The sequence below is a fragment of the Streptomyces sp. NBC_00690 genome (assembly GCF_036226685.1).
Classification (GTDB): Bacteria; Actinomycetota; Actinomycetes; order Streptomycetales; family Streptomycetaceae; genus Streptomyces.
In genome coordinates this window covers 5,739,102-5,763,514 of the sequence record NZ_CP109009.1, presented here as the reverse complement: position 1 = coordinate 5,763,514, position 24,413 = coordinate 5,739,102, and the positions used below count along the sequence as shown (strand labels likewise).

The 24,413-nt window shown below is 70.2% G+C and carries 13 protein-coding genes and 1 pseudogene; 5 read left to right on the top strand and 9 right to left on the bottom strand.

Annotated elements, in window-relative coordinates; translation table 11 throughout:
* Window positions 1-70: 70 nt before the first annotated feature.
* Window positions 71-2,245, bottom strand: a complete 2,175-nt coding sequence (locus OID54_RS25395) for an ATP-dependent DNA helicase UvrD2 (protein WP_329023084.1) — start codon at window positions 2,243-2,245, stop codon at window positions 71-73.
* Between the two features lie 269 nt (window positions 2,246-2,514).
* Here OID54_RS25395 and OID54_RS25390 point away from each other — a divergent pair, with 269 nt between their 5' ends.
* Entirely contained in the window at window positions 2,515-2,769 is a 255-nt protein-coding gene (locus tag OID54_RS25390; protein ID WP_329023082.1) for a mycoredoxin, read from the top strand.
* 341 nt (window positions 2,770-3,110) lie between these two features.
* On the opposite strand, the gene nudC is transcribed toward OID54_RS25390, so the two are convergent.
* From nudC to OID54_RS39260, 5 genes and pseudogenes are all read right to left on the bottom strand, one after another.
* Complete coding sequence (gene nudC / locus OID54_RS25385) at window positions 3,111-4,022, bottom strand: NAD(+) diphosphatase (protein WP_329027776.1); 912 nt, start codon at window positions 4,020-4,022, stop codon at window positions 3,111-3,113.
* A 141-nt stretch (window positions 4,023-4,163) separates the two neighbouring features.
* Window positions 4,164-5,558 carry a dipeptidase gene (locus OID54_RS25380; RefSeq protein ID WP_329023080.1) on the bottom strand — a complete coding sequence of 465 codons (1,395 nt, stop codon included), beginning with the start codon at window positions 5,556-5,558 and terminating at the stop codon, window positions 4,164-4,166.
* 10 nt (window positions 5,559-5,568) lie between these two features.
* The gene (locus OID54_RS25375; RefSeq protein ID WP_329023078.1) at window positions 5,569-9,144 is read right to left on the bottom strand and encodes a UvrD-helicase domain-containing protein; all 3,576 of its coding nucleotides are present in this window, start codon (window positions 9,142-9,144) and stop codon (window positions 5,569-5,571) included.
* Window positions 9,145-9,309: 165 nt separating this feature from the next.
* Window positions 9,310-12,741, bottom strand: coding sequence for an ATP-dependent helicase (locus OID54_RS25370; RefSeq protein WP_329023077.1), 3,432 nt, complete (start codon window positions 12,739-12,741; stop codon window positions 9,310-9,312).
* A 317-nt stretch (window positions 12,742-13,058) separates the two neighbouring features.
* Window positions 13,059-13,445 (bottom strand): annotated as a pseudogene (locus OID54_RS39260) (MGMT family protein); the annotation flags it as partial.
* 227 nt (window positions 13,446-13,672) lie between these two features.
* On the opposite strand from OID54_RS39260, the gene OID54_RS25360 reads away from it, so the two are divergent.
* The 3 genes from OID54_RS25360 (at window position 13,673) to OID54_RS25350 (ending at window position 20,251) form a co-directional block, all read left to right on the top strand.
* Entirely contained in the window at window positions 13,673-16,621 is a 2,949-nt protein-coding gene (locus tag OID54_RS25360; protein ID WP_443055674.1) for a lysylphosphatidylglycerol synthase domain-containing protein, read from the top strand.
* Window positions 16,622-16,834: 213 nt separating this feature from the next.
* Window positions 16,835-18,415, top strand: a complete 1,581-nt coding sequence (locus OID54_RS25355) for an alpha/beta hydrolase (RefSeq protein WP_329023072.1) — start codon at window positions 16,835-16,837, stop codon at window positions 18,413-18,415.
* Window positions 18,416-18,661: 246 nt separating this feature from the next.
* On the top strand, window positions 18,662-20,251 hold the full coding sequence (locus tag OID54_RS25350) for an alpha/beta hydrolase (RefSeq protein WP_329027772.1): 1,590 nt from the start codon (window positions 18,662-18,664) through the stop codon (window positions 20,249-20,251).
* Window positions 20,252-20,382: 131 nt separating this feature from the next.
* Here the strand turns inward: OID54_RS25350 and moeZ are convergent, their stop codons facing one another.
* The 3 genes from moeZ to OID54_RS25335 form a co-directional block, all read right to left on the bottom strand.
* Entirely contained in the window at window positions 20,383-21,561 is a 1,179-nt protein-coding gene (gene moeZ, locus OID54_RS25345; protein WP_329023070.1) for an adenylyltransferase/sulfurtransferase MoeZ, read from the bottom strand.
* 63 nt (window positions 21,562-21,624) lie between these two features.
* A complete protein-coding gene (locus OID54_RS25340; protein WP_329023069.1) occupies window positions 21,625-22,515 on the bottom strand; it encodes a spherulation-specific family 4 protein in 891 nt (296 codons plus the stop codon).
* Entirely contained in the window at window positions 22,503-23,471 is a 969-nt protein-coding gene (locus OID54_RS25335; RefSeq protein ID WP_329023067.1) for an NAD-dependent epimerase/dehydratase family protein, read from the bottom strand. The genes OID54_RS25340 and OID54_RS25335 overlap by 13 nt, the downstream gene beginning before the upstream one ends.
* 587 nt (window positions 23,472-24,058) lie before the next feature.
* On the opposite strand from OID54_RS25335, the gene OID54_RS25330 reads away from it, so the two are divergent.
* Entirely contained in the window at window positions 24,059-24,190 is a 132-nt protein-coding gene (locus OID54_RS25330) for a hypothetical protein (protein WP_329023066.1), read from the top strand.
* The last annotated feature ends 223 nt before the right edge of the window (window positions 24,191-24,413 follow it).

The following is a 24,413-nucleotide window of genomic DNA, read 5'->3' as shown; positions in this document are numbered from 1 at the left end:
CTGTTCGCGTGGTTAAGAACCTATGGTGAGCGCTGGTGCGTGCGCAAACTATTTTTCCGACGAGTTTCGCTCAGTCTTCGTCTTCACCCTCGTCGAGCTCCTGGCCTGCGCAGATGGCGAGGACGTCGGTTCCGAAACGGTCCAGCTTGCGGCCACCGACTCCGGAGATGGCGGACAGTTCGCGCTCGTCCCCGGGGACGGCTTCGGCGATCGCCATGAGCGTCTTGTCGGTGAACACGCAATAGGCGGGTTGCCCGAGCAGCTTGGCTTGGCCGGCGCGCCACTCCCGCAACCGTTCGTAGAGCCCTTCGTCCATGTTGGAAGGGCAGTCCTCGCAGCGCATCAGCTTCATCTCGCCCGCGTCCGTGAGCGTCTTTCCGCAGACTCGGCACAAGGCTGGGCCCCGGCGCTTTCGGCGCCCCCCGGCGCCTCGCTCGATCCCGCCTTGGCCGCCGGCGCCTCGGGCCCCAGCAGCTGTGCTTCCCGGTCGCATTCCGTTGAGGAAGCGTGTGGGGCGGCGAGTGGCTCGGCCACCGGGTGAGCGGGCCAGCGCCCAGGACAGGGCGAGGTGGAACCGGGCTCGGGTGACACCGACATAGAGCAGGCGTCGCTCTTCCTCGACCTGCTCGTCCGTCTTGGCGTAGGTGATCGGCATCATGCCCTCGGTGAGGCCGACGAGGAACACCGCGTCCCATTCGAGGCCCTTGGCCGAGTGGAGGGAGGCGAGGGTGACGCCTTGGACGGTGGGTGCGTGTTGGGCTGCTGCCCGCTCGTCCAGTTCGGCGACGAGGTCGGTGAGGGTGGCCCCGGGTCGGGCGCGGGTGAAGTCCTCGGCGAGCCGCACCAGGGCGGCCAGGGACTCCCAGCGGTCCCGCACCGCTCCGGAGCCGGCCGGAGGCTCTGTTGTCCACCCCTTGGTGGAAAGGACCGCACGCACCTGGGAGGGGAGGTCCTCGGCGTCGTCGAGCAGGGAGTCATTGCCGCCGGCGCGGGCAGCGCCGCGGAGGGCGACTCCGGCTTCCCGCACTTCCTGGCGCTCGAAGAAGCGCTCGGCTCCGCGCAACTGGTAAGGCACTCCGGCGTCGGCGAGGGCTTGCTCGTAGACCTCGGACTGGGCGTTGATGCGGTAGAGCACGGCGATCTGCCCGGCCGGGACGCCTTCGGAGATCAGTTCTCGGATGCGGCGTGCGGTGCCTTCGGCTTCGGCGGGTTCGTCCGCGTACTCCGTGTAGGACGGCTCGGGCCCCGGGTCGCGCTGTGAGATCAGTTCGAGCCGGTGCTCTGCGGCTCGGCCGTGGGCCTGGCTGAGCAGGCCGTTGGCGAGATGGACGACCTGGGGGGTGGAGCGGTAGTCGCGGACCAGTTTCACCACGGTCGCCGAGGGGTGCCGAGTGCGGAAGTTCAGCAGGTGGTCCGGGGTGGCTCCGGTGAAGGAGTAGATCGTCTGGCTGGCGTCGCCGACGACGCAGAGGTTGTCGCGGTCGCCGAGCCAGAGGTCGAGGAGGCGCTGCTGGAGCGGGCTGACGTCCTGGTACTCGTCGACCACGAAGTGGTGGTACTGGCGGCGGATCTGGTCGGCGATGTCGTGGCGGTCCTGGAGGATGCCGACCGTGAGGAGAAGGACGTCCTCGAAGTCAATCACGGCGCGATCCCGCTTCAGCTGCTCATACATTCCGTAGATTTGGCTGATTTCCGATGAATCGCGAGGGGCATCACGAAGGGATTTGGCGACGGCGGCAGGATAGTCAGAGGGAACGGTTTGGGTGACTTTCGCCCATTCGATCTCGCTGGTGACATCGCGCAGCTCATTGCGATCAAGACGAATCCGGCAGCGGGCAGCGGACTCGGCCACCAGTTGGATCTTGCGCTCCAGAAGTCGAGGCAGATCACCACCGACGGCTTTTGGCCAAAAATACTGGAGCTGTCGCAGGGCCGCGGAGTGGAAGGTGCGTGCTTGGACACCGCCCGCGCCCAGTTCCCGGAGCCGTCCTCGCATCTCTCCCGCAGCACGGTTGGTGAAGGTGACGGCGAGCACACTGGAGGGCTGGAGGATGCCGGCTCGGACGCCGAAGGCGATGCGGTGGGTGATCGCTCGGGTCTTCCCGGTGCCGGCACCGGCCAGCACGCACACGGGACCGTGCAGGGCGGTCGCCACCTCGCGCTGCTCGGGGTCGAGCCCGTCGAGCACCGCGTCGGCCGACTCGGGGACCTGCGGGAAAAGGGAGGAGTGCGTTGCTGCTGTCACCCTGCCATGCTGCCAGGTCTGCGGAGGCGGCTGCGGCGGTTGTCCACAGGGGAGCCGGAGTAGTCGTATGAATCGCCGCCGATCGACCGATCCCGCTGGCTCGGACACCGGCGAAGGCGAAGGCGAAGGGGCTCGTCCTGCCGGGCATCGGCAGAGGGCTGCGGCGATGTCGGATTCGGGAATGGTGGCCGGAGGCCGTGCGTTTGACCTGGTGCGTGCGCACCAGCGGGTGCGTGGGGTCGCCGTGAGACGAAGGAGCACGAGGGACGATGTCGGGCACTGTGACGATGTACAGCACCACGTGGTGCGGATACTGCCGTCGGCTGAAGGGCCAGATGGATCGCGAGGGCATCGCGTACACCGAGATCAACATCGAGCAGGACCCGGAGTCCGCGGCTTTCGTGGAGAAGGCGAACGGCGGCAACCAGACCGTGCCGACCCTCCTCGTGATTTCTCCGGCCGGGAGCGAGTCGGTCATGACGAACCCGAGCCTGGCCCAGGTGAAGCAGGCGCTCGCCTCCTGATCCCTCGTACGCCCGTGTGTCCATGTGCTGTGATGTCGGAGGGGCCCCGCGAGCGCGGGGTCCCTCCGGCGTTCACCGGGCCTCGCTTCGTGCGTCGTTGAGCTCCGCTCCGACGCTGTGTCCGGACGGTCGGCCGCCTTTGAGACCGGGACGGATCGGGGCAGACCCGTAGGTGAGGATGGTTGCCCGCTGCTCGGGGGTTGTGACCGGGGCAGACCAGGCAGGACCTGGGCGGGTGTGAAGTCCGCCCTCAGGTGCTGCCGTAGAGGCACCCATACTGCTTCCCTCACCCGTCCGTGGGTCAGGTCGGGCGGGCTGCTGGCTGCGCGGGAAAGTCCAGGTCAGAGTCCGCTGCCGGGCCTGGGCAGCGGCTGGCCGTACCACCGTTCGATCAACCGGGCCGCGATGGAGATGCCGTACGGCGGGAGCACCTCGCCGGACTCGAATGCCTTGCGCAGGTCGTCCCGGGAGAACCAGCGGGCCTCGTGCAGTTCTTCGCCGTCGACGGTGATGTCGGACGAGGTGGCGCGGGCGGTGAAGCCGAGCATCAGGCTGGAGGGGAAGGGCCAGGGCTGGCTGGCGACGTACTCGACCTCGCCGACGGTGACCCCGGCCTCCTCCCACACTTCCCGACGTACGGACTGCTCGATGGCCTCGCCGGGTTCCACGAAGCCGGCGAGGGTGGAGAAGCGCCCTTCGGGCCAGTGCAGCTGGCGTCCGAGGAGTGCCCGGTCGTCCTCGTCGGTGACGAGCATGATCACAGCCGGGTCGGTACGCGGGTAGTGCTCGGCGCCGCACGCCTGGCAGCGGCGGATGTGACCCGCGGCGGCGATGACGGTCCGGTCGCCGCAGCGCGAGCAGAAGCGGTGCAGCCGCTGCCAGTTCTCCAGGGCGACCGCGTGGACCAGGAGCGCCGTGTCGCGCGAGGAGAGCAACAGTCCGGCTTCGCGCAGTCCGGCCGGGCGGGCGGACTGGTCGATCCGGCCGGGGAGTGCGTCCTTCTGCAGGGCGAAGTAGCGCACGCCGTCCTCGTCGGTGCCGAGGAAGTAGCGGTGGGTTTCGGTGACGGGGGCTTCGAAGGCCGGGGTCATCACCAGTTCGGTGCGGCCGTCGGGGGTGTCGTCGATCAGTGCCTGGCCACCGCAGACCACGAACACTCTGGTGGTCGGGTGGCTCCAGGCTGCCGCCAGCCATGCCTCGTCGAGCCGGTGGTGTGCCTGGCGGTCGATTCCGCTGGGCGCGGTGAGGCTCACGGGCGCGGTCGGGCCCTGGTGTTCGCCACGGTCCGCGCGATCGGTGCGGTCCGGTTCTTCGGTGCGGTCCGCAGGTGCATGGCCGTTAGTGCTCACGTACTTCCATCTCCCCCGGTGGATCGGGATTCGGTTCTGCGCGGATCAGCTGTGGGTGGCGAGGTCGCTCCACAGGTGTGCGGCCGTCTCGACACCCTTGAGCAGGAGGTCCACCTCGACCTTTTCGTTGGGTGCGTGCCAGCCGTCGGAAGGTACGGAGATGCCCAGGAAGAGCACGGGCGCGCCGAGGACGTCCTGGAGGTCGGCCGCGGGGCCGGAGCCGCCTTCGCGGGTGAAGAGGATCTGCTGCCCGTCGAAGGCTCGGCTCATGGCGCGGACGACCGACTGGAGTGCCGGGTGGTCGAGCGGGGTCAGGCAGGGGCGGGTGGAGGGGGCGAATCCGATGTCGAAGCGGATGCCGTCGGGGATGAGGTTGGTGATCCAGCGGCTGACCGCCACTTCGATCGCGTCGGGGTCCTGCCCGGCGACCAGACGGAACGTGAGCTTCAGCCGGGCGGACGCGGGGATGATCGTCTTGCCGCCCGGGCCCTGGTAGCCGCCGCCGATTCCGTTCACCTCTGCGGTGGGGCGGGCCCAGATGCGTTCCAGGGTGGAGTAGCCGGCCTCGCCCAGCGTGGCGTGCGAGCCCGCGGTGGCCAGCCAGGCGGCTTCGTCGAACGGCAGCTTCGCGAACAGCGCTCGTTCGGCGTCGGTGAGCGGGGTGACGTCGTCGTAGAAACCGGGGATGGCGACGCGTTCGTCGGCGTCGTGGAGGGAGCCCGCGATCCGGGCCGCGATGGTCGCCGGGTTGGGTACGGCGCCGCCGAACGATCCCGAGTGGAGGTCCTGGTCGGGGCCGTGCAGTTCCACCTCGCACTCGGCGAGGCCGCGCATTCCGGTGCAGACCGTGGGGGTGGTGGGCGACCACATGCCGGTGTCCGACACGATCACCGTGTCGGCGGCTAGGTGGTCCCTGGCGCTCTCAATGAGGGAGCGGAAGTTCGGGGACCCGGACTCCTCCTCGCCTTCGACGAGGAGTTTGAGATGGACGTCGGGCGCGCTGCGGCCGGTGCTGGCGAGGTGCGCCCGAACGCCGAGGGTGTGGAAGAAGACCTGGCCCTTGTCGTCCGCGGCACCGCGGGCGTACAGCCTGCCCGCTTCGGCGCGCGGCTCGAAGGGGTCGCTGTGCCAGCCGTCCTCGGGTGCCGCGGGCTGGACGTCGTGGTGGCCGTAGACGAGGACGGTGGGTGCGTCGGGGTTCTGCGACGGCCATTCGGCGAACACCGCGGGCGCACCCGGTGTCGTCCACACCTCGACGGTGGGGAATCCCGTCTCGCGCAGCTTGGCCGCGAGCCAGTCGGCGCTGCGCCGGACGTCCGCCGCGTGTTCGGGCTGGGCCGAAACGGAGGGGATGCGCAGCCATTCCACCAGGTCGTCGAGGAAGGCGACGCGGTGTTGCTCGATGTACTGGCGGACGGCGCTGTCCGGGGTGTCGCTCATATCAGTGAGCCTAACGGGCGTCGGTGAGCCCTTCCTCCGCCGTCTCGCCCAGCAGGATGCGTTCCAGGTCGGCGCGGTCGGGCAGGGCCTTGGGGCGTACGACCTCTCCGCTGCGTACGAAGACGAAGGCCGCGTCGACGGCGTCCGGGGCAAGGCCGTGCTGCTCGGCCCAGGCGAGGCGGTAGATGGCGAGTTGGAGGGGGTCGGCGGTGAGGGTGCGGCTGGTCTTCCAGTCCACGATCTCGTACGCATGGGTGGTCAGCCCGTCCGGAGTGGTGGCGGTGGTGCGGTAGACGGCGTCGATGCGGCCCCGGATGACCCGGCCGGCGAGGGTGATCTGGAAGGGCGATTCCATGCGGTGGGGTGTGCGGCGGGCGTAGGGGGTGCGTTCGAACGCTTCCTTGAGGGCGGCGAGGTCGTGCTCGTCGGTGATCTCGGAGTGATCGGTGCTGTGGTCGTCGGGGTCGGCTCCGGGGAGTTCCTCGGGGCCGAGCATGGGCAGGGGGAGTTCCTCGAACCGGGATTCCACCCAGGCGTGGAATCTGGTGCCGCGTCGGGCTGCGGGCTGGGGCGGGCGGGGCATGGGCCGGGCCAGGTCCTGGGCGAATCCGTCGGGGTCGGCGGCCAGCCGCATCAGCTGGGAGGCGGTGAGCGATGCGGGGAGCGGGACGGTCCGTGTGGTCGAGCGGGAGCGTTGGAGTTCACGGGTGAGGGCCTGGAGGTCGCGGTCCCAGGAGGCGATGGTGCGGGCTTCCTCCGGGGTGGTGGCATCGGCTTCTCGTCGGGGGTGGGGTAGGTCGCCCCGGTCCCGGCCGGGCTGGCGAAGGTGGGCGCCGTCGCCGTCCGCGGAGTGCGGTACGTCGTCGTCAGATGTCTCTGCGTACGGGCTGATGTCGTACGGCTCGTCCTCATCGGGGGCGGGCCCGTAGGGATCGGGTGCGTACGGGTCGGGTTCTTCCCATCCGGCGGGGAAGAGGTCGTCTTCGGCGCCGGCAGGTGCCGGGGCGTCGACGTGGGTACGCCTGGACTGTTCGGAGTACGGGGGCTCGGGGTCGCGGTGGGACCTGGTGTCCCCTGGGCCGTGATCGTGCGTGGCCGAAGCGAGGTGGGCCCGTACGAGATCGGCGGCGTGGCGTCGGCGGACCAGGGAGTCCGCGTCCAGGGGAAGCGGCCAGGCCCGCTCCGGTCCGGACTCCTGGAGGAAGGGGTTCTCCAGGTCCGCCGGCGGTGTGTCCGCCCATGCCTCGATCTCGCCGTGGCCCTGGGCGCAGTGTTCGTACAGGGCTTCCAGGAAGGCCGAGGGTCCGCGTTTGCGCTTCTGGGTGGGGCCCCACCAGTGGCCCGAGGCCAGGAGCAGCGAACGGGGTCGGGTGAAGGTGACATAGCCGAGGCGGAGCTCTTCGGTGTGCTGGTGGGCCTTCATGGCGTCCTTGAAGGCTTTGATCCCCCTGGCGTCCCAGGAGCCGAGGTCGGGGAGGGTCGCCGCGTCCCCGCGGAGCGCGTGGGGCAGCACCCGGGCGTGTGCGGTCCACGCCTCGCGCGGCTGATCGCTCGGAAAGTGCTTGGCGACGAGTCCCGGCACGGCGACCACGTCCCACTCCAGGCCCTTCGACTTGTGGGCGGTGAGCACTTTGACGGTGTTCTCGCCTCCGGGCAGTGCGTTGTCCAGGCCCTTCTCGTACTGCGCGGACGTGCGGAGGAAGGCGAGGAACGCGAGGAGGGTGCTGTCCGTGTCGAGGGCTGCGAAGCCGGCCGCGACGTCGAGGAAGTTGCCGAGGGTCTCGCGGCGGCGGGCGGCGAGTGCGTGGGGGGACGCGGACAGTTCCACGTCGAGGCCGGTCGTGCCGAGGACGCGGTGGAGCACGTCCATGAGGGGGTCGGCGAGGGCTCGTCTGAGTTCGCGCAGTTCGGCGGCGAGGCGGGCGAAGCGGCGTCGGGCATCGGCCGAGAACGGTAGGCCGTCCTCCGGATGGCCTCCGCCGGCGTCGAGGAAGGTGTCGAGGGCGTCGGCCAGGGAGGTGACCTCGGCCGGGTCGGTGCCTTCGACGGCTGCGGCGAGGCGCTCGTCCGGGTCGTGGTCATCGGTGGTGGCGCGGTGCACGAGCAGTCGGGCGCGGCGTCCGAGGAGGGCGAGGTCGCGGGCGCCGATGCGCCAGCGCGGGCCGGTGAGCAGCCGGACGAGCGAGGCGTTCGCCCCGGGGTCCTGGAGGACTTCGCAGACGGCGACGAGGTCGGCGACTTCGGGGAGGTGGAGCAGTCCGGACAGTCCGACGACTTCTACGGGAATGTCCCTGGCGACCAGGGCGCCCTGGATTTCGGGGAAGTCGGCGGCCGTGCGGCACAGCACCGCTATCTCGCCGGGTGACTTGCCGGTGCGGACGAGATGGGCGATGGAGTCGGCGAGCCAGTCGATCTCCTGGGCGTGGGAGGGGAGCAGGGCGATGCGGACCGATCCGTCCCGCTCGGCTCCCGGCGCGGGGCGTAGGGCTTCGACGCCTTCGTGCATGGCTCTGAGGGGGGTGGCGAGGTTGTTGGCGAGGTGGAGGAGTCGGCCGCCGCTGCGGCGGTTCTCGCTGAGGGAGTACCGGGTGGCGGGGGTGCCGTCCGCGGCGGCGAAGTGGTCGGGGAAGTCGTCGAGGTTGGCGACGGAGGCTCCGCGCCAGCCGTAGATGGCTTGGCAGGGGTCGCCGACCGCGGTCACTGCGTGGCCGGTGCGCTGGCCGAAGAGTCCGGAGAGGAGGAGCCTTTGGGCCACGGAGGTGTCTTGGTACTCGTCGAGCAGAACGACCCGGAACTCGTTCCTGAGCGTCGCCCCCACGGCGGGTCTGGTGAGGGCGAGGCGGGCGGAGAGCGCGATCTGGTCGCCGAAGTCGAGGAGTTCGCGGGTGCTTTTCGCGGCGCGGTAGCGAAGGGTCAGTTCGAGGAGTTCACGGCGGGCGGCGGCGGTCTCGGGGATCTTGCGGAGGTCTGCGTTGGAGAGGGTGCTGTGGTCGAGGTCGCGGAGCAGTTCGATGTCGTACGCGGCGAGGTCTTCCGGCTCGACGAGGTGCTCGGACAGTTCGGCGTCGAGGGCCAGCAGATCGCTGACCAGCAGGGGGAAGGAGCGCGTCAGGGATGGGTAGGGCCCGGGGGCCTCGCGCAGGACTCGGGCGGCGAGCTGGAAGCGGGTGGCGTCGGCGAGTAGTCGGGCGGTGGGTTCCAGCCCGATGCGCAGTCCGTGGTCGGTGAGCAGTTGTCCGGCGAATGCGTGGTACGTGGAGATCCGGGGCTCGCCCGGGGGGTGGTCCGGGTCGATGATGTCGGGATCGGTGACGCCGGCTTGGACGAGGGCCTTGCGGACACGTTCGGCGAGCTCGCCGGCGGCCTTGTTGGTGAAGGTGAGCCCGAGGACCTGTTCGGGTGCGACCTGGCCGGTGCCGACGAGCCAGACCACGCGGGCGGCCATGACCGTCGTCTTCCCCGAGCCGGCGCCGGCCACGATGACCTGCGGCGCGGGCGGCGCGGTGATGCAGGCCGTCTGCTCCGGGGTGAAGGGGATGCCGAGGAGCTCCTTGAGCTGTTCGGGGTCGGTCAGGCGCGCGGTCACAACGAATGAGGCTAACGGGCGCCGGTGACAGTCGGTCCCGGTAGCCCCTGCCGTGCGGTGGGTGCGGGCGCACGTCGACATGGTGGAGAGGGAGCCCGGCCACAACACAGGCCACCCCGGCCGCCCCAGTCACACAGCTCACACAGCTCACACAGCTCACACAGCTCAGTCGATGATGTGTCGACCCTCCGGGCGGGCGCTGCACGAGGCACGGAAGGCGCAGCTGGTGCAGTGCTGTCCGGTGGAAGGGGTGAAGCGCTCGTCGAGTACGCGGCCGGCGGCGTTGGCGAGGAGTTCGCCGACCCACTCCCCCGCGAGCGGTTCTTGCGCCTGCACCTTGGGCAGTGCGTCACCGCCCTCCTTCTTGGGGGCGCCCTGGCGCAGGTGGACGAGTTCGGCGCCACCGGAATCGGGTCGGTTCCCGTCGAAGACCTCGTCGAGTGCGCCTTCGCGTACGGCGAGCTGGTAGACGGCGAGCTGGGGGTGGCGGGCCACGGCGTCGCCGGTGGGTGCCTGTTTGCCCGTCTTGAAGTCGACGACGTACGCCCGGCCGTCGGCGTCGCGTTCGACGCGGTCCATGGAGCCTCGGATGCGCACCTCGTACTCCCCCGCCTCCAAGGTGACGGAGAAGTCCTGTTCGGTGGCGGCGGCGGTGCGGCCTGCGCGGTCCATCACATGCCAGCGCAGGAAGCGTTCCAGGGCGTCGCGGGCGTGTTGCTTCTCCTGCTGCGACTTCCAGGGCGCGTCGAAGACGAGCCCGTCCCAGACGGAGTCGAGGCGTTCCATGAGGACGGCGAGATCGGCGGGGGTGCGCCCGGAGGCGACTTCGTCGGCGAGTACGTGGATGACGTTCCCGAAGCCCTGGGCGGCGGTGGCCGGGGCGTCGGCCTTCACCTCGCGGCCCAGGAACCACTGGAGGGCGCAGGTGTTGGCGAGCTGGTCCAGGGCGCTGCCGGAGAGGGTGACGGGTTGGTCCCGGTCGCGCAGGGGGACCTGGCTGCGGGTGGGCTCGTCGAGGCCCCACCAGCGGTCGGGGTGTGCCGAGGGGACAAGCGGCATGCTCTCGTCGTCGGTGAGGGCGGCGAGCCGGGCGAGCCTGCGGGCCGCGGCGTCCCGGAGGGCCGAGGTCGCGTCGGGGTCGACGGTGGTGGCGCGCAGTTCTGCGACGAGCGCGGCGACGGCGAGGGGGCGTCGGGGGCGGCCGGTGATGTCGTTCGGTTCCGCGCCGAGTTCGGTGAGGAAGCGGGAGGGCTGGTCGCCGTCGTCGGCGGGTGCCTTGACCGCGGTGACGACCAACCGGTCGCGGGCGCGGGTGGCGGCGACGTAGAACAGTCGGCGTTCCTCGGCGAGGAGTGCACCCGGGGTCAGGGGTTCGGCGAGTCCGTCGCGGCCGATGCGGTCGGCTTCCAGGAGGGAGCCGCGGCGCCGGAGGTCGGGCCAGAGTCCTTCCTGCACGCCGGCGATGACGACGAGGCTCCATTCGAGGCCCTTGGAACGGTGTGCGGTCATCAGTCGTACGGCGTCGGGCCTGGTCTCCCGGCCGGTGAGGGTGTCGGCGGCGATGTCCTGGGCCTCGATCTCCTCGATGAAGTTCAGGGCGCCGCGGCCTCCGGTGCGTTCTTCGGCGCGGGCCGCCGTGTCGAACAGGGCGCACACGGCGTCCAGGTCCCGGTCCGCGTGACGGCCAGCGGCGCCGCCGCGCAGGGCGGCCCGCTCCAGCCGGGCCGGCCAGGTGGTGCCGTTCCACAGTTCCCACAGGGCCTCCTCCGCGGTGCCTCCCCGTTCGAGGAGTCTCCGCGCCTGGTGCAGGAGTCGGCCGAGTTCCTGTGCCCTGCGTGCGTACGAGGGGTCGTGCGCGACCAGTCGCTCGGGCTCGGCGAGTGCACGGGCGAGGAGGAGGTCGGACGGCGGTGGTACGCGGTTTCCCGCGGTGCGCTCCTCGTCGCGCAGGGCCCGGCCGAGGCGCCGCAGGTCGGCGGTGTCCATGCCGGCGAGCGGGGAGGCGAGGAGGGTGAGTGCGGTGTCGACGTCTAGCCAGGGCGGGGGGGCCTCGTCGGGGTGGGCGGGGCGGTCGTCGGATTCCTCGATGGGCTCGGTCGACCCGGTGCTCTCGGTCGGGTCGGTGGGCTCGTGCGGGTCGGTGGGCTCGTGCGGTGCCGATGGTTCCTGTGGCTCCTGCCGCTCGTGCGGTGCCGTCGCGGTGGCTCCGGCGACGCTCGCCACCACACGCAGAGCGGTCAGCAGGGGCGCCACCGCCGGTTCATGGCGCAGGGGCACATCCGCCCCGTCCACTTCGAGGGGGACGCCCGCGGAGGTCAGGGCCCGCCGGATGGACGGGAGAGTGCGGCTTCCGGCACGGGCGAGGACCGCCATCTCGTGCCAGGGGACCCCGTCCTCCAGATGGGCCCGGCGCAGGATGTCGGCGATGTTGTCGAGTTCCGTGGAGGCGGTCGGGAAGGTGTACGCCTCGACACTGCCGCCGCCACGGGTGGATTCGAGATCCCGGTGGGCCCGCACCTTGTCGGCGGGCAGTTGCGTCAGCGGCATCCGTCGGGTGAGCAGTCGGGTCGCCGCCAGCAGTTTCGCTCCGCTGCGACGGGACCGGCCGAGGACCGCCACCTTCGCCGGGGTCCCGTCACGGTGCGGGAAGGCATCGGGAAAGTTGAGGATGCCGTTGACGTCGGCGCCGCGGAAAGCGTAGATCGACTGATCGGGGTCGCCGAAGGCGACCAGGGTGCGCCCCCCGCCCGCGAGCGCCCGGAGCAGTCGCACCTGCGAGGGATCCGTGTCCTGATACTCGTCGACGAACACCGCCTCGTAGGGGAAGGCGCGCGGCGAGGCGGTGCGCTCGGCGAGGAGCACGGCACGGTGGACCAGTTCGGCGTAGTCGAGGACGCCCTGCATGTCGAGGACGTCCAGGTACTCGGCGAGGAAGGAGGCGGCGGCCCGCCAGTCAGGGCGGCCCGTGCGGGCGGCGAAGCTGGCCAGGGACGTGGGGCCGAGGCCCAGTTCGCGGCTGCGCGCCAGCACCGCGCGGACCTCGTCGGCGAATCCGCGGGTCGTCAGGCAGGCCCGTAGTTCGTCGGGCCAGTGGTGGCGGGCCAGTCCGCGGGCCTCCAGGTCCAGCTGTCCGGTGAGCAGTTCTCGTACGGCCACGTCCTGCTCCGGGCCGGACAGCAGACGCAGGGGCTCGGCGAAGAGGTCGGAGTCCTGGTGGGCGCGGACCAGTGCGTAGCAGAAGGAGTGGAACGTCGTGGCCTGCGGGCCGCGGGTGCCGCCGAGGCGCAGTGCCATGCGGTCGCGCAGTTCGACCGCGGCCTTGCGGCTGAAGGTGAGGACGAGGATGCGTTCCGGGTCGGTGCCCTCGGCCACCTTCTTGGCCACGGCCTCCACGAGTGTGGTGGTTTTACCCGTTCCCGGACCTGCGAGGACCAGGAGTGGGCCGGAGTCGTGGTCAACCACCGCGCGCTGTGCGGCGTCCAGCACAGGGGGGCCCACCGTGCCCGGCTGCGTCCGCACCAGCCGGTATGCGCCCGGGGTCCGCCGCCGTACCTGTCGCTGGTACGGGGGATTCCCGGTGGTGGAGGAGGAGCTCACGTGGATCGCCGGTCCTGGTGGGTGTGCTGGTGATGACGGAGCGGCCGGTGCCGCGCGTCGACGACGCTACGCCGCCTGATGCCTACCGTGTAGGGGGGTGTGGCACTGGGTCAGCCGTTGCCGTGGCGGCCTCCGCTCGTCGCGCCGCGGCGGTCCGTGCCGCGGGCCGGTGTGCGTGCTCCGGTGCCCGTCCCGCTCGGGTGCCGGCTGCTCTTGGGCGCCGTGGTGTCGTCGTGCGGGCCCGCCTGGGGTGCGCCGGGGGCCGCCGCGCCGTCGGCCAGCGGCGGTTCACCGTGAGCATCGTCACCACCGGATCTGCCGTCCCATCGGGCGCGCTTCATGTCGAGGCGGGGCAGATGCCCCTCCGCGCTGACCGGGGCCTGGCGCAGGGGGGTGCCCTCGCTGCGGTAGGCCGCCATGGCCTCCTGCTCGTGGCCGGGCAGCAAGGTGCCATCCGCCCGGACGACGCGCCACCAGGCCACCGCCCCGCCGTACAGGGCCATCGCGCGACCCACCTGGCGCGGGCCGCCTTCTTCGAGCCACTCCGCGATGTCGCCGTAGGTCATCACCCGACCGGGCGGGATCAGCTCGACGACATCGAGCACCCGCTCGGCGTATTCGGGGTACTCGGGGTGATCAGGGTGTTCGCCGTACTCGGGATGTTCGGGTTGTTCGCGGTGCGACAGCTCTTCCACCCCTCCCATCCTGCCGCACCCCACCGACAGGCTTCGGGGTGCCTGTGGATAAACCGCAGGAGGGACGGCGGGGGTGGACAATGGTCAGCATTCGATGAAGTGCTCCGTATCACCCGGTTCATCTCCCCGCGATACACCCTGATTCCCCGCTCTGTCCTCAGGTCGTGCCACCATCGTGCGGGCGGTGACTGGTGATACGAGATCAAGAAGAGACCGAGACGACCGAGGAGCAGGGCGTGCAGCCAGGTGGGGCGGCGGGCATCCCTGAGACCGAGGCGTACCCGGACGCATCCGTTCCGTCCAAGGGGCTCGACAGGGTGGAAGATCCGCACGGTTCCGACAGGGCGTCGGGCGACGAGGGACCCGGTCCGCTGTCGCCGGTCCACTCGCCGACGGACGATTCACCGACGGACGACTCGGAACGGCCGACCGCCGAGAGCGACCGTTCGGCGCCGCAGGAACGACCGTCCGGGCCCGATACCGAGGACGGCGCGCCCACCGCGAGCGAGCCGTCGAACGACCAGGGCGACGCCGTGGAAGACGTGTGCAGGGACGCACCGGACATCGGCGGCGTCGACCGGGTCTCGGGCGATGAGCCACTGCTCGCCGCCCGTGTGCACCGGCCTTCCGACCTGCTGCGCCTGCTCATCGGCGTGCTCGCCATCGCCGTGGTGCTCGCCATCGCCGCCTTCGCCAGTGGCACCACGTCCGGGCTGGAACACGACATCAGCAAGGGCACCGGGCAGGCTCCCGACCTCCTGGTGAAGATCGCCGGTCTGGTCTCCAGCATCGCCGTGCTGTTGGTCCCCGTCGCCTTCGCCATCGAACGCCTGATCAAACGGGACGGGCTGCGGATCGCCGATGGCGTGCTCGCCGCCGTGCTCGCGCACGGGGTCACGCTGGCCACCGACCTCTGGGTCGCCCGGGCCGCCCCGGGGACCCTTCAGGACGCCCTCACCCAGACCCAGACCAATGGCGGACTCACCGATCCGGTCCATGGCTATCTGGCACCCGTCATCGCCTATATGACCGCGGTCGGCATGGCCCGAAGACCGCGTTGGCGGGTGGTCTTGTGGGTGGTGCTGCTGCTGGACGCGTTCGCGATGCTCGTAGCGGGCTACACGACACCGTTCTCGATCATCCTGACGGTGCTGCTCGGCTGGACGGTCGCCTACGGCACGTTGTACGCCGTTGGCTCGCCCAATGTGCGCCCCACCGGCCAGACCCTGATGGCGGGACTGCGTCACGTCGGTTTCCACCCGGTCAAGGCGATGCGCGCCGAGGACGTCCCCGAATTGGTGCCGCAGCGTCAGGACGGCGCCGGCACGGACCAGAACGACCGGGGTCGGCGCTATCTCGTCACCCTGGAGGACGGCCCGCCGCTCGACGTCACGGTCGTCGACCGGGAACAGCAGGCACAGGGCTTCTTCTACCGGGTGTGGCGTCGGCTGACCCTGCGTTCGATCACCACCCGGCGCTCGCTCCAGTCGCTGCGGCAGGCGCTGGAGCAGGAGGCGCTGCTCGCGTACGCGGCGATCGCCGCCGGCGCCAATGCGCCCAAGCTGATCGCTACCTCGGAGTTGGGGCCGGACGCGGTGATGCTCGTGTACGAGCACCTCGGCGGTCGTTCGCTGGACGCGATGACGGACGAAGAGATCACCGACGACGTGGTGCGGGGGGCGTGGCGGCAGGTCAAGGCGTTGCAGTCGCGCCGCATCGCCCACCGCCGGCTGAACGGTGACGCCATCTTGGTGGATCGTTCCGGCAAGGTGATCCTGACCGATCTCCGCGGTGGCGAGATCGCCGCGGGCGATGTGGTCCTCCGCATGGACATCGCCCAACTCCTGACCACCATCGGACTGCGGGTGGGGGCGGGGCGTGCGGTGGCCACCGCACTGGAGGTCCTCGGTCCGGACAAGGTGGCCAACTGTCTGCCGCTGCTCCAGCCGATCGCGCTCACCCGATCGACGCGGGCGACGCTGCGCAAACTGGCGCGGGAGCGCTCCGAGCGGGAGCGGGAGGCCACGCTGGAGGCGTCGGCCGCCGCCAAGCGGGCCCGCTCCGAGGCATCGGCGAGATCCGCGGACGAGGACGCCAAGGTCGCGCGCAAAGCGGAGCGTGCGGAGAAGCAGGCCGACAAGAAGGCCATCGACGAGGCTCTCGATGAGGTGCGGGAGGAGGATCTGCTCACCCAGATCCGCCATCAGGTGCTGTTGATCCGACCGCAGGCCCCGGTCGAGCCGGTCCGGTTGGAGCGCATCCGGCCGCGCACGTTGGTGAGCCTGATCGCCGGCGCCGTCGCCGCGTACTTCCTGCTCTCGCAGATCGCGGGCAATGACTTCGGTACGGACTTCAGCCATGCGCACTGGGGCTGGGTCGCCGCCGCTGCGGCCTTCTCTGCGCTCACGTACATGGCCGCCGCGATGAGCCTGCTGGGCTTCGTGCCCGAGCGGGTGCCGTTCCCCCGGACGGTGGCGGCGCAGGTCGCAGGCTCCTTTGTGAAGATCGTCGCGCCGGCGGCGGTGGGCGGTGTCGCCCTGAACACCCGGTTCCTCCAACGTTCGGGGGTCCGGCCAGGGCTCGCGGTGGCGAGCGTGGGGGCGTCACAGCTCTTCGGTCTGGGCGCCCACATCCTGCTGCTGCTCACCTTCGGCTATCTCACCGGGACGGAGAAGACACCGTCCCTCAATCCGTCCAGGACCGTGATCGCCGGTCTGCTGACGGTCGCGGTGCTGGTGCTGGTGGTGACGGCGATTCCGTTCCTGCGGAAGTTCGTCGCGACCCGACTGCGGTCGCTGTTCGCCGGTGTGGTGCCCCGGATGCTCGACGTGCTCCAGCGGCCGGGGAAGCTCATCACCGGCATCGGCGGGATGCTGCTGCTGACCGGTGCGTTCGTGATGTGTCTGGACGCATCGATCAGGGCCTTCGGCGACGGGCACCAGCCGCTGAGCTATGCGAGCCTCGCCGTGGTCTTCCTGGCGGGCAATGCCATCGGGTCTGCGGCGCCCACACCGGGTGGTGTGGGGGCGGTCGAAGGCGCGCTGATCCTGGGTCTGATCGCCGCCGGGGTACCCAAGGAGGTCGCAACGCCATCGGTGCTGCTGTACCGGACGCTGACGCTCTGGCTGCCGGTGCTGCCGGGGTGGTTCATGTTCAACCATCTGACGCGCAAGGGCGCGCTGTAAGCCCGGGTAGGCCCGAGTAAGCCCGAGTAAGCCCGATTGAGCATGGATAAGCCCAGATAAGCATGGCTAGCCGATCGGGTCGGTGCGGCAGCGCTGCCGGCGTCTGCGGCGGATGGTCGTCTCCCGGGCTTCCTCGGATGGTGGGGCTCAGCCGTACCACCCGCATGGCCCGCAACGGGGGCGGAGCCGCCCGCCGCACCGCACGATGGCGTCATGCCGACCACTTCCGTAGCCGTGCGTGCCGTCGCCTTCGCCGCTTCTCTGACCGTGCTGCTGGTCGCGGGTTGCTCGGACGGCGGCAGCAAGGACAGTGACAGCGGGTCGGACCGATCGACGGTGGACGACTTCGCCAGCCAACGGCTCACCTGGACGGCCTGCCCGGCTCCGTCCGAGGCGGAGGGCGGTGGACCCTCGCCCTCGCCCCTGCCCGGCGGTGCGACCTGGCAGTGCTCGTTCATGGACGTACCCCTTGACTACGACAAACCCGATGGCGAAACCATCGAACTCGCCCTCATCCGGGCGCGGGCGATCAACCAGGAGGAACGGATCGGCTCGTTGATCTTCAACTTCGGGGGTCCCGGTGGCTCCGGAGTCGCCACCCTGCCCTCCCTCGCCCCCGACTACGCGGCCCTGCGCAGCCGCTACGACCTGGTGAGCTTCGACCCCCGCGGCGTGGGTCGCAGCGTGCCGGTGGAATGCGAGGACAACCGTCAACTGGATGTGTTCTACGCCCAGGACGCCACGCCCGACGACACCGCGGAGGAGAAGGCGTACACGAACAGCCTGAAGGGGTACGCCAACGCCTGCAAGGAGAACTCCGGTTCGGAGCTGCCCCATGTGGGGACCGTCAGCGCCGCACGCGACATGGACCTCATGCGACGCGTGCTCGGTGACGGAAAGTTGCACTACTTCGGCATCTCGTACGGCACCGAACTGGGCGGGGTCTACGCCCATCTCTATCCGAAGAGCGTCGGCAGGGCGGTGTTCGACGCCGTCGTCGACCCGACGAAGAACGCGGAGCAAAGCTCCTTGGGGCAGACCGAAGGATTCCAACTCGCCCTCACCAACTTCGCCGAGAACTGCATCACGCGCGGCGATGAATGCCTGCTCCCCGGCACCTCCGTACAGGAGATCCAGGACGGGATCGTGGCGCTGCTCCGGAAGCTGGACGAGAATCCGATCGCCGGCATCGGCGACCGGAAGCTAACCCAGACCCAGGCGACCAACGGCATCGCCCAGGCGTTGTACTCCACCGAGTACTGGGAGTTGCTGGAACAGGGGCTCGACGATGCCGACGGCGGGGACGGAGCGCTGCTGCTCGCCCTCTCCGATGCGATGAACGGGCGCAGCGACAACGGCCACTACAGCAATACGGGTGCCGCCAATGCGGCCATCAACTGCGTTGACTCCAAGGAGCGTTACACACTGGAGCAGACGAAGGAGAAGCTGCCCGAGTTCCGTGCCGCCTCACCCGTCTTCGGCGACTACCTGGGCTGGGGCATGCTCGGGTGCACGCACTGGCCCGTGGCCGGGGAGTGGAGTTCGCCCGATGTGTCCGCGCCGGGCGCCGCGCCGATCGTCGTCATCGGCAACACCGGCGACCCGGCGACGCCGTATGAGGGGGCGAGGGCGATGGTCGAGGCGCTGGGCAAGGGCGTGGGCGTCGAGTTGACCTACGACGGCCAGGGGCACGGCGCCTACAACAGCGGCAATCGTTGTGTCCAGCGTGCGGTGGACGGCTATCTCCTCCAGGGGACGGTGCCCGCCTCGGGGACGGTGTGCAAGGAGACCTGATCCCATCCACGATCGACGTCTCCCCGCGGGTTCCGCCTCGGGCGGGCATCGCCGTTCCCGACGGGCCGTGTGATCCGGCCCGTCGATGCGAAGTGATCCGGCCCGTTGGTGCGAATGGGCGTCTCTTGCAGGCGGTACGGGCGGTAGCGGCGGTGCGCAAGGGGCGGGCCTCGGTCGTTGTGTCAGTGCCGCCACCTAGGATGGCGGGACATCTCACAGGCCATGGGGGGCTCGGTGTACAGGACCATGCGCAGGCGCGCGGGCGCACTGGCAGCGGCGGGACTGCTGCTGGCCGGCGTCGTGGGATGCAGCGATGACCCGCCCGCGAAGGGCGCGCCCGGGTCCGGTGGCAGCAGCACCGCGCCGAGCACGCTCGACAGCGCCGCACCCACCGCCGATGGTCCTGCCACACAGGCAGCCCTGCCGGCTGCGCTGACCGGACAGAAGCTGGTCTGGAAGAAGTGCAAGGCGCCCGTGAAGGCGTACGGCAGCTATGCGCAGAAGCCGGAGAAGCGGTGGGAGTGCGCCACGCTCAAGGCGCCGTTGGACTACCGCAAGCCGGCCGGGGAGACGGTCGGCATCGCCCTGGTGCGGGCGAAGGCGCAGAAACCGGGCAGCCGCATCGGATCGCTCCTGTTCAACTTCGGTGGGCCGGGCGGCTCCGGCGTCGCGGCGCTGCCGAACAGCGCGGCCGAGTTCAAGACCCTCAACAGCCGTTACGACCTGGTCAGTTTTGACCCGCGGGGTGTTGCCGAGAGTTCCGCGGTGGTCTGCCGCGACAGCAAGCAGGCAGAAGCGGGCTTCCGTCTGGACAACACTCCGGACACCCCGGCGGAGGAGCAGGCGTTCCTCAAGGACTCCCGGGCCTTCGGAGCCGGTTGCGCCCGCATATCGGGCCGGATCCTCCCCCATGTGGGCACGTCGAACGCCGCACGGGACATGGATCTGATGCGCCAGGTCCTGGGCGACGACAAGCTGCACTACCTGGGCTTCTCGTACGGCACGGAACTGGGTGCCGTCTATGCCCATCTGTTCCCCGGCAAGGTGGGCCGGCTCGTCCTGGACGCCGTGGTCGACCCCAGCGCGGACTACGTGGGCCATGCGCGCAATCAGACGCTGGGCTTCCAGCGAGCCCTGGACAACTACTTCAAGAGCCGCGACATCAGTGCGAAGGACGGCACCGCGCGGGTGGTGAAGCTGCTGGACCGACTGGACCGTGAGCCGATGCCCGCGGGCGGGGGCCGGAAGCTGACCCAAGGGCTCGCCCTGACCGGAATCGTCCTGCCGTTGTACTCGGAGAGCCAGTGGCAGTACCTGACGGACGCATTGGCCGGGGCGGAGAAGGGTGACGGCGCCCAGTTGCTGGCCCTCGCCGACTCGTACAACGGGCGGGACGAGAACGGCGAGTACACCACGCGCGACCACTCCCAGCGCGCCATATCCTGCGCCGACACCAAGGCGAAAGTGTCGGCTGACGAGGTGCGGTCCCGTCATCTGGCCGACTTCACCAAGGTCTCGCCGGTCTTCGGTCCCTATCTGGCCTGGGACCTCGCCGGCTGGTGCGCCGACTGGCCGGTGACCGGCGCATGGGAGACCCCGGAGGTGTCGGCGAAGGGCGCAGATCCGATCCTGGTGATAGGGACCACGGGCGACCCCGCGACCCCCTATGAAGGCGCACGGCGGATGGCGGACGAGTTGGGTTCCGGTGTGGGTGTGCTGGTGACCAACAAGGGCGAAGGGCACGGCGCCTACGGCACCAGCTCTTGCGTAACCCGCACCGTGGATGACTATCTGCTGGACGGCAAGGTTCCGGCCGACGGCAAGGTCTGCTCCTAGTCGGCGGCTTCGAGCAGTGGGGCGTCCACCCTCGGTGGGCGCTGCCCGACTGCCCCTGCCCAGAAACGATCAGGGCCCCGGACCGGTGACCGGTCGGAGCCCTGACGGATTCTGCGGGGTTCAGTAGCGGATCAGTAGATGGGCTTGCTCGGCTCGATCTGGTTGACCCAGCCGATCACTCCACCGCCCACGTGCACCGCGTCGGCGAAGCCAGCGGACTTCAGGACCGCGAGCACCTCCGCACTACGGACACCGGTCTTGCAGTGCAGGACGATCTTCTTGTCCTGCGGCAGGCTCTGGAGGGCCGTCCCCATCAGGAACTCGTTCTTGGGGATCAGCTTCGCACCCGGGATGGAGACGATCTCGTACTCGTTGACCTCGCGAACATCGATGATCTCGATGTTCTCGCCGTCGTCGATCCACTCCTTGAGCTGCTTCGGGGTGATCGTGGACCCCGCGGCGGCCTGCTGGGCCTCCTCGGACACCACACCGCAGAACGCCTCGTAGTCGATCAGTTCGGTGACGGTGGGGTTCTCGCCACAGACCGCGCAGTTGGGGTCCTTGCGAACCTTGACCTGGCGGTACTGCATCTCCAGGGCGTCGTAGATCATCAGACGGCCGACCAGGGAGTCACCAACACCGGTCAGGACCTTGATCGCCTCGGTGACCTGGATGGAGCCCACGGAGGCGCAGAGCACTCCGAGCACACCGCCCTCGGCGCAGCTCGGGACCATGCCCGGCGGCGGGGGCTCGGGGTAGAGGCAGCGGTAGCAGGGACCGTGCTCGGACCAGAAGACGGAAGCCTGACCGTCGAAGCGGTAGATCGAGCCCCAGACGTACGGCTTGTTCAGCAGCACACACGCGTCGTTGACGAGGTAGCGGGTGGCGAAGTTGTCCGTGCCGTCCACGATCAGGTCGTACTGGCTGAAGATGTCCATCACATTCTCGGCTTCGAGCCGATCCTTGTGGAGGACCACGTTCACGTACGGGTTGATGCCCAGGACCGAGTCCTTGGCGGACTCGGCCTTGGAACGGCCGATGTCGGCCTGGCTGTGGATGATCTGGCGCTGGAGGTTCGACTCGTCGACCTCGTCGAACTCCACGATGCCGAGGGTGCCGACACCGGCCGCCGCGAGGTACATCAGAGCCGGCGACCCGAGGCCGCCGGCGCCCACACAGAGCACCTTGGCGTTCTTCAGCCGCTTCTGCCCGTCCATCCCGACGTCGGGGATGATCAGGTGGCGGGAGTACCTGCGGACCTCGTCGACGGTGAGCTCAGCAGCTGGCTCGACCAGGGGTGGCAGCGACACGGGGACTCCGTTGCGTCGGTAAGTCAGTACGGTTGTTCTCCGGTAACACTGCCACGCGTCTTCTCATTCCGAGACACCCGGTCCGATCTGCGAGACGAATTCGTCCCAGTAGCCGGGCAGGGTGTCATACGGGGATATCTGCCCGGTATGCACTCCGCGCAGCAGTGGGCCACCGGCTCGCGCCCAGCGCTCCGGAGCCACCGTCGACCGCTCCAGGAGTGTCTCCTCGCAGCAACGGCCCGGGCCGAGTCGGCCCGCGCCCACCCCTCGACCGAGTCGATCGAGCCGGTCCGTGCGATCGGTGAAGAAGATCGTCCCCGCGCCCTGCCAGCGGGCGATGCGGGTCGCCTCCTCCAGATGTGTGCGCGGAACCCCGTGCACGAGGTGGACGAAACGCTCCGGTGGATGGTCCGCCGTCCACTGCGCGACCTGCGACCAGCGGTAGTCGGCCCAGGGGCCCGAGAAGGTGACCAACTGGTCGGCGGCCTCCAGAAAGCCGGGATAGGGGTGAGTTCCGTGCCCGAGGACCAGATGGCCGCCGTCGGTCAGCCCGGCCAGGGTCGCCGTCGTACTGCGCACCGCGGGCAGGTCCTGGCGGTCCGTCGGGCAGCGGTCGAGGAGGAAGCCGCCCACCCGGTACCACTCCAGATAGCGCTGTGCGTCGGCCATCACCTCACCGGGCGGACGCCGGCCGTGGGCCAGGTCGAGATGGCCGAGGACGCGCACCCCCGCGTTGGTCAGCCGCCCGGCCGCTGCCAGGCCATGGGGATCGGGGCAGTCCCCCGGCCCGTTGGCGACGTTCAGCACCACCCAGTGCAAGGGGGTGCCGGGCCGGGACAGTTCCGCCCACTCCGTGGGGGCCACCAGGGGGTGCGCACAGCCGGGTACGCCCAGCCCCAGCTGTTCCGTCCCCGTCGCGGAGAGCCGGGCATCGGCGGTGGTCAGATGCGACATGCCGCCTCCATCCAGATGTCTGCGAGGGATTCCTCCAGGTTGATGCGGGGCCGCCACCCGAGCCGGTCGCGGGCCGTGCGCACATCGGCCTGCTGCCAGCCACCGCATCCGTCGGGGTAGGGCACCGGGGTGGCGCCGAGTTGCTCCAGGACGGATTCGGAGCGCGGTGCACCGATCCCCATTCCCGGTGGCCGCCCCGGTGGGGTGTCCACCTCGTGCAGGGCGCCGGCGAATCCGGCGACCCGGGAGAGGACGGCCGCCGCGTCGCGCAGACGCACCGCCCGCCCCGTGCCGATGTTGACCACGCCCTGGGCGGCGGAGAGGGACGCGGCGTGGACGGCCCGGGCCACGTCCCGTACGTCGACGAAGTCGCGCTGCACTCCGAGCCCGCTGAGCTTGAGCTCACCGTCGCCGGACTGCATCGCACGGCGCATCGCCTCGGCGAGACGGCCCAATGGGGAACCGGCCGGGGTGCCCGGGCCCACTGGTGAGAAGACTCGGAGCACGACGGCGTCCAAGCCGGAGCCGAGCACCAACTCGGTCGCGGCGAGTTTGCTGACGCCGTAGGGGCCGCCCGGTCTGGGGATGGCGTCCTCCGCGGTGGACGAGCCCTGTTGGGACGGCCCGTACTCGGCGGCGCAGCCGAGTTGGACGAGTCGCGCACCGCACCCACTGCGGCGCAGTGCTTCGCAGACGGTGGCGACGGCGACGGTGTTGTGGCGGGTGAGGTCACGGGCGCCGCCGCGCGTCGCACCCGCACAGTTGATGACGACGCCGGGATGGACGGCGCTCAGGAAGCGGGTCAGTGCTCCGGGGCTGCCGCCGGCGAGGTCGAAGCGGACGTCGGCGTCGTCGCCCCGGCCGAGTGCCGTCAGATGTACGGCGGGATCGGCGAGGAGTCGATCGGCGACGAACCGGCCGAGGAACCCATTGGCTCCGAGTAGCAGCACCCTCATCGCGTGCCCCCTGCGTGCCGACGGGTCGCGGCCGGGAGTTGGCTGGTCATGTCGTGGATCTCCTTCGGGGTCGATGCGGCTGCTGGCGTGTGGTCGGTCGCCGATGGTGCGGATGCCGCGGGTGAGGGTCGTTTGCCTTCCGGTCTGGGTGACCCGTGGGGCGGGGAGGGGTGGAAGCTCGCTGCCGTACGGGGAAGCCCGTCGCTTCGTGGATCCGCACGGGGGCAGAGCGGCTCACACCAAATGCCGTGAAATGCCATGCGATTCCACCCGCCCGTGGTCAGGGCGCGGGCGCTGTTCGACGGCCGGTGTTCGGTGGCCCGACGCCGTGAGGCCGTGTTCGCCTCGTACGGTCGCCCCTGCGCTCGTCGGATCCCGGTCCGACGACTGCTGAGGGTGCTGAGGGTGCCGACGGGGTGCGGCATCCGCGCGGCAGGACGCCTCAGGGGCGCTGGGCACGGCCCCTTCGTACGGTGGGCCCGTCGGCGGTGGGTGCACATGTGCGTCCGGTACGGGTGGCGGCCAGCCGATGGCGGTCGTTCGCAGAAGCGTTTAGCCAATGACCCGTATCGAGGCAGCCGTCCGTCATGCGTGGCGGTCGACCGACAGCGGTCATCAGCGCGGCCCGGATGTGCGTTCGTGAGGTCATGGCCATCGAGGTGGAGGGCCGTGACGGGCGGCTGAGGGCATTCGGCGCGGCGCTCACCCAGCCCGGCTGATCCGGGTACGGGTACGGCGATCGGACGCGCAAGCACCGCAAGCAGGGACACCGAAGGTCCGGACACCCGAGGTAGGTACACGGGGCTGAGGCCGCCCCCCTGCCCCTGGGTCCCGTCGTCGAGTCCACCGCACCGGGCTGGTTCACCACGTTCCGCAGGGAGGTGTACACCGTACGTGAGCAGCGCACTCCGCACCGATTGCACCCCCGATCTCCCTCGTTGT

Excerpts from the sequence above, each read along its gene's own strand:
- OID54_RS25390 (WP_329023082.1), top strand. The coding sequence starts at position 2,515 with ATGTCGGGCACTGTGACGATGTACAGCACCACGTGGTGCGGATACTGC.
- OID54_RS25380 (WP_329023080.1), bottom strand. The coding sequence starts at position 5,558 with ATGAGCGACACCCCGGACAGCGCCGTCCGCCAGTACATCGAGCAACAC.
- OID54_RS25355 (WP_329023072.1), top strand. The coding sequence starts at position 16,835 with ATGCCGACCACTTCCGTAGCCGTGCGTGCCGTCGCCTTCGCCGCTTCT.
- OID54_RS25350 (WP_329027772.1), top strand. The coding sequence starts at position 18,662 with ATGCGCAGGCGCGCGGGCGCACTGGCAGCGGCGGGACTGCTGCTGGCC.
- OID54_RS25340 (WP_329023069.1), bottom strand. The coding sequence starts at position 22,515 with ATGTCGCATCTGACCACCGCCGATGCCCGGCTCTCCGCGACGGGGACG.
- OID54_RS25335 (WP_329023067.1), bottom strand. The coding sequence starts at position 23,471 with ATGAGGGTGCTGCTACTCGGAGCCAATGGGTTCCTCGGCCGGTTCGTC.
- OID54_RS25330 (WP_329023066.1), top strand. The coding sequence starts at position 24,059 with ATGCGTGGCGGTCGACCGACAGCGGTCATCAGCGCGGCCCGGATGTGC.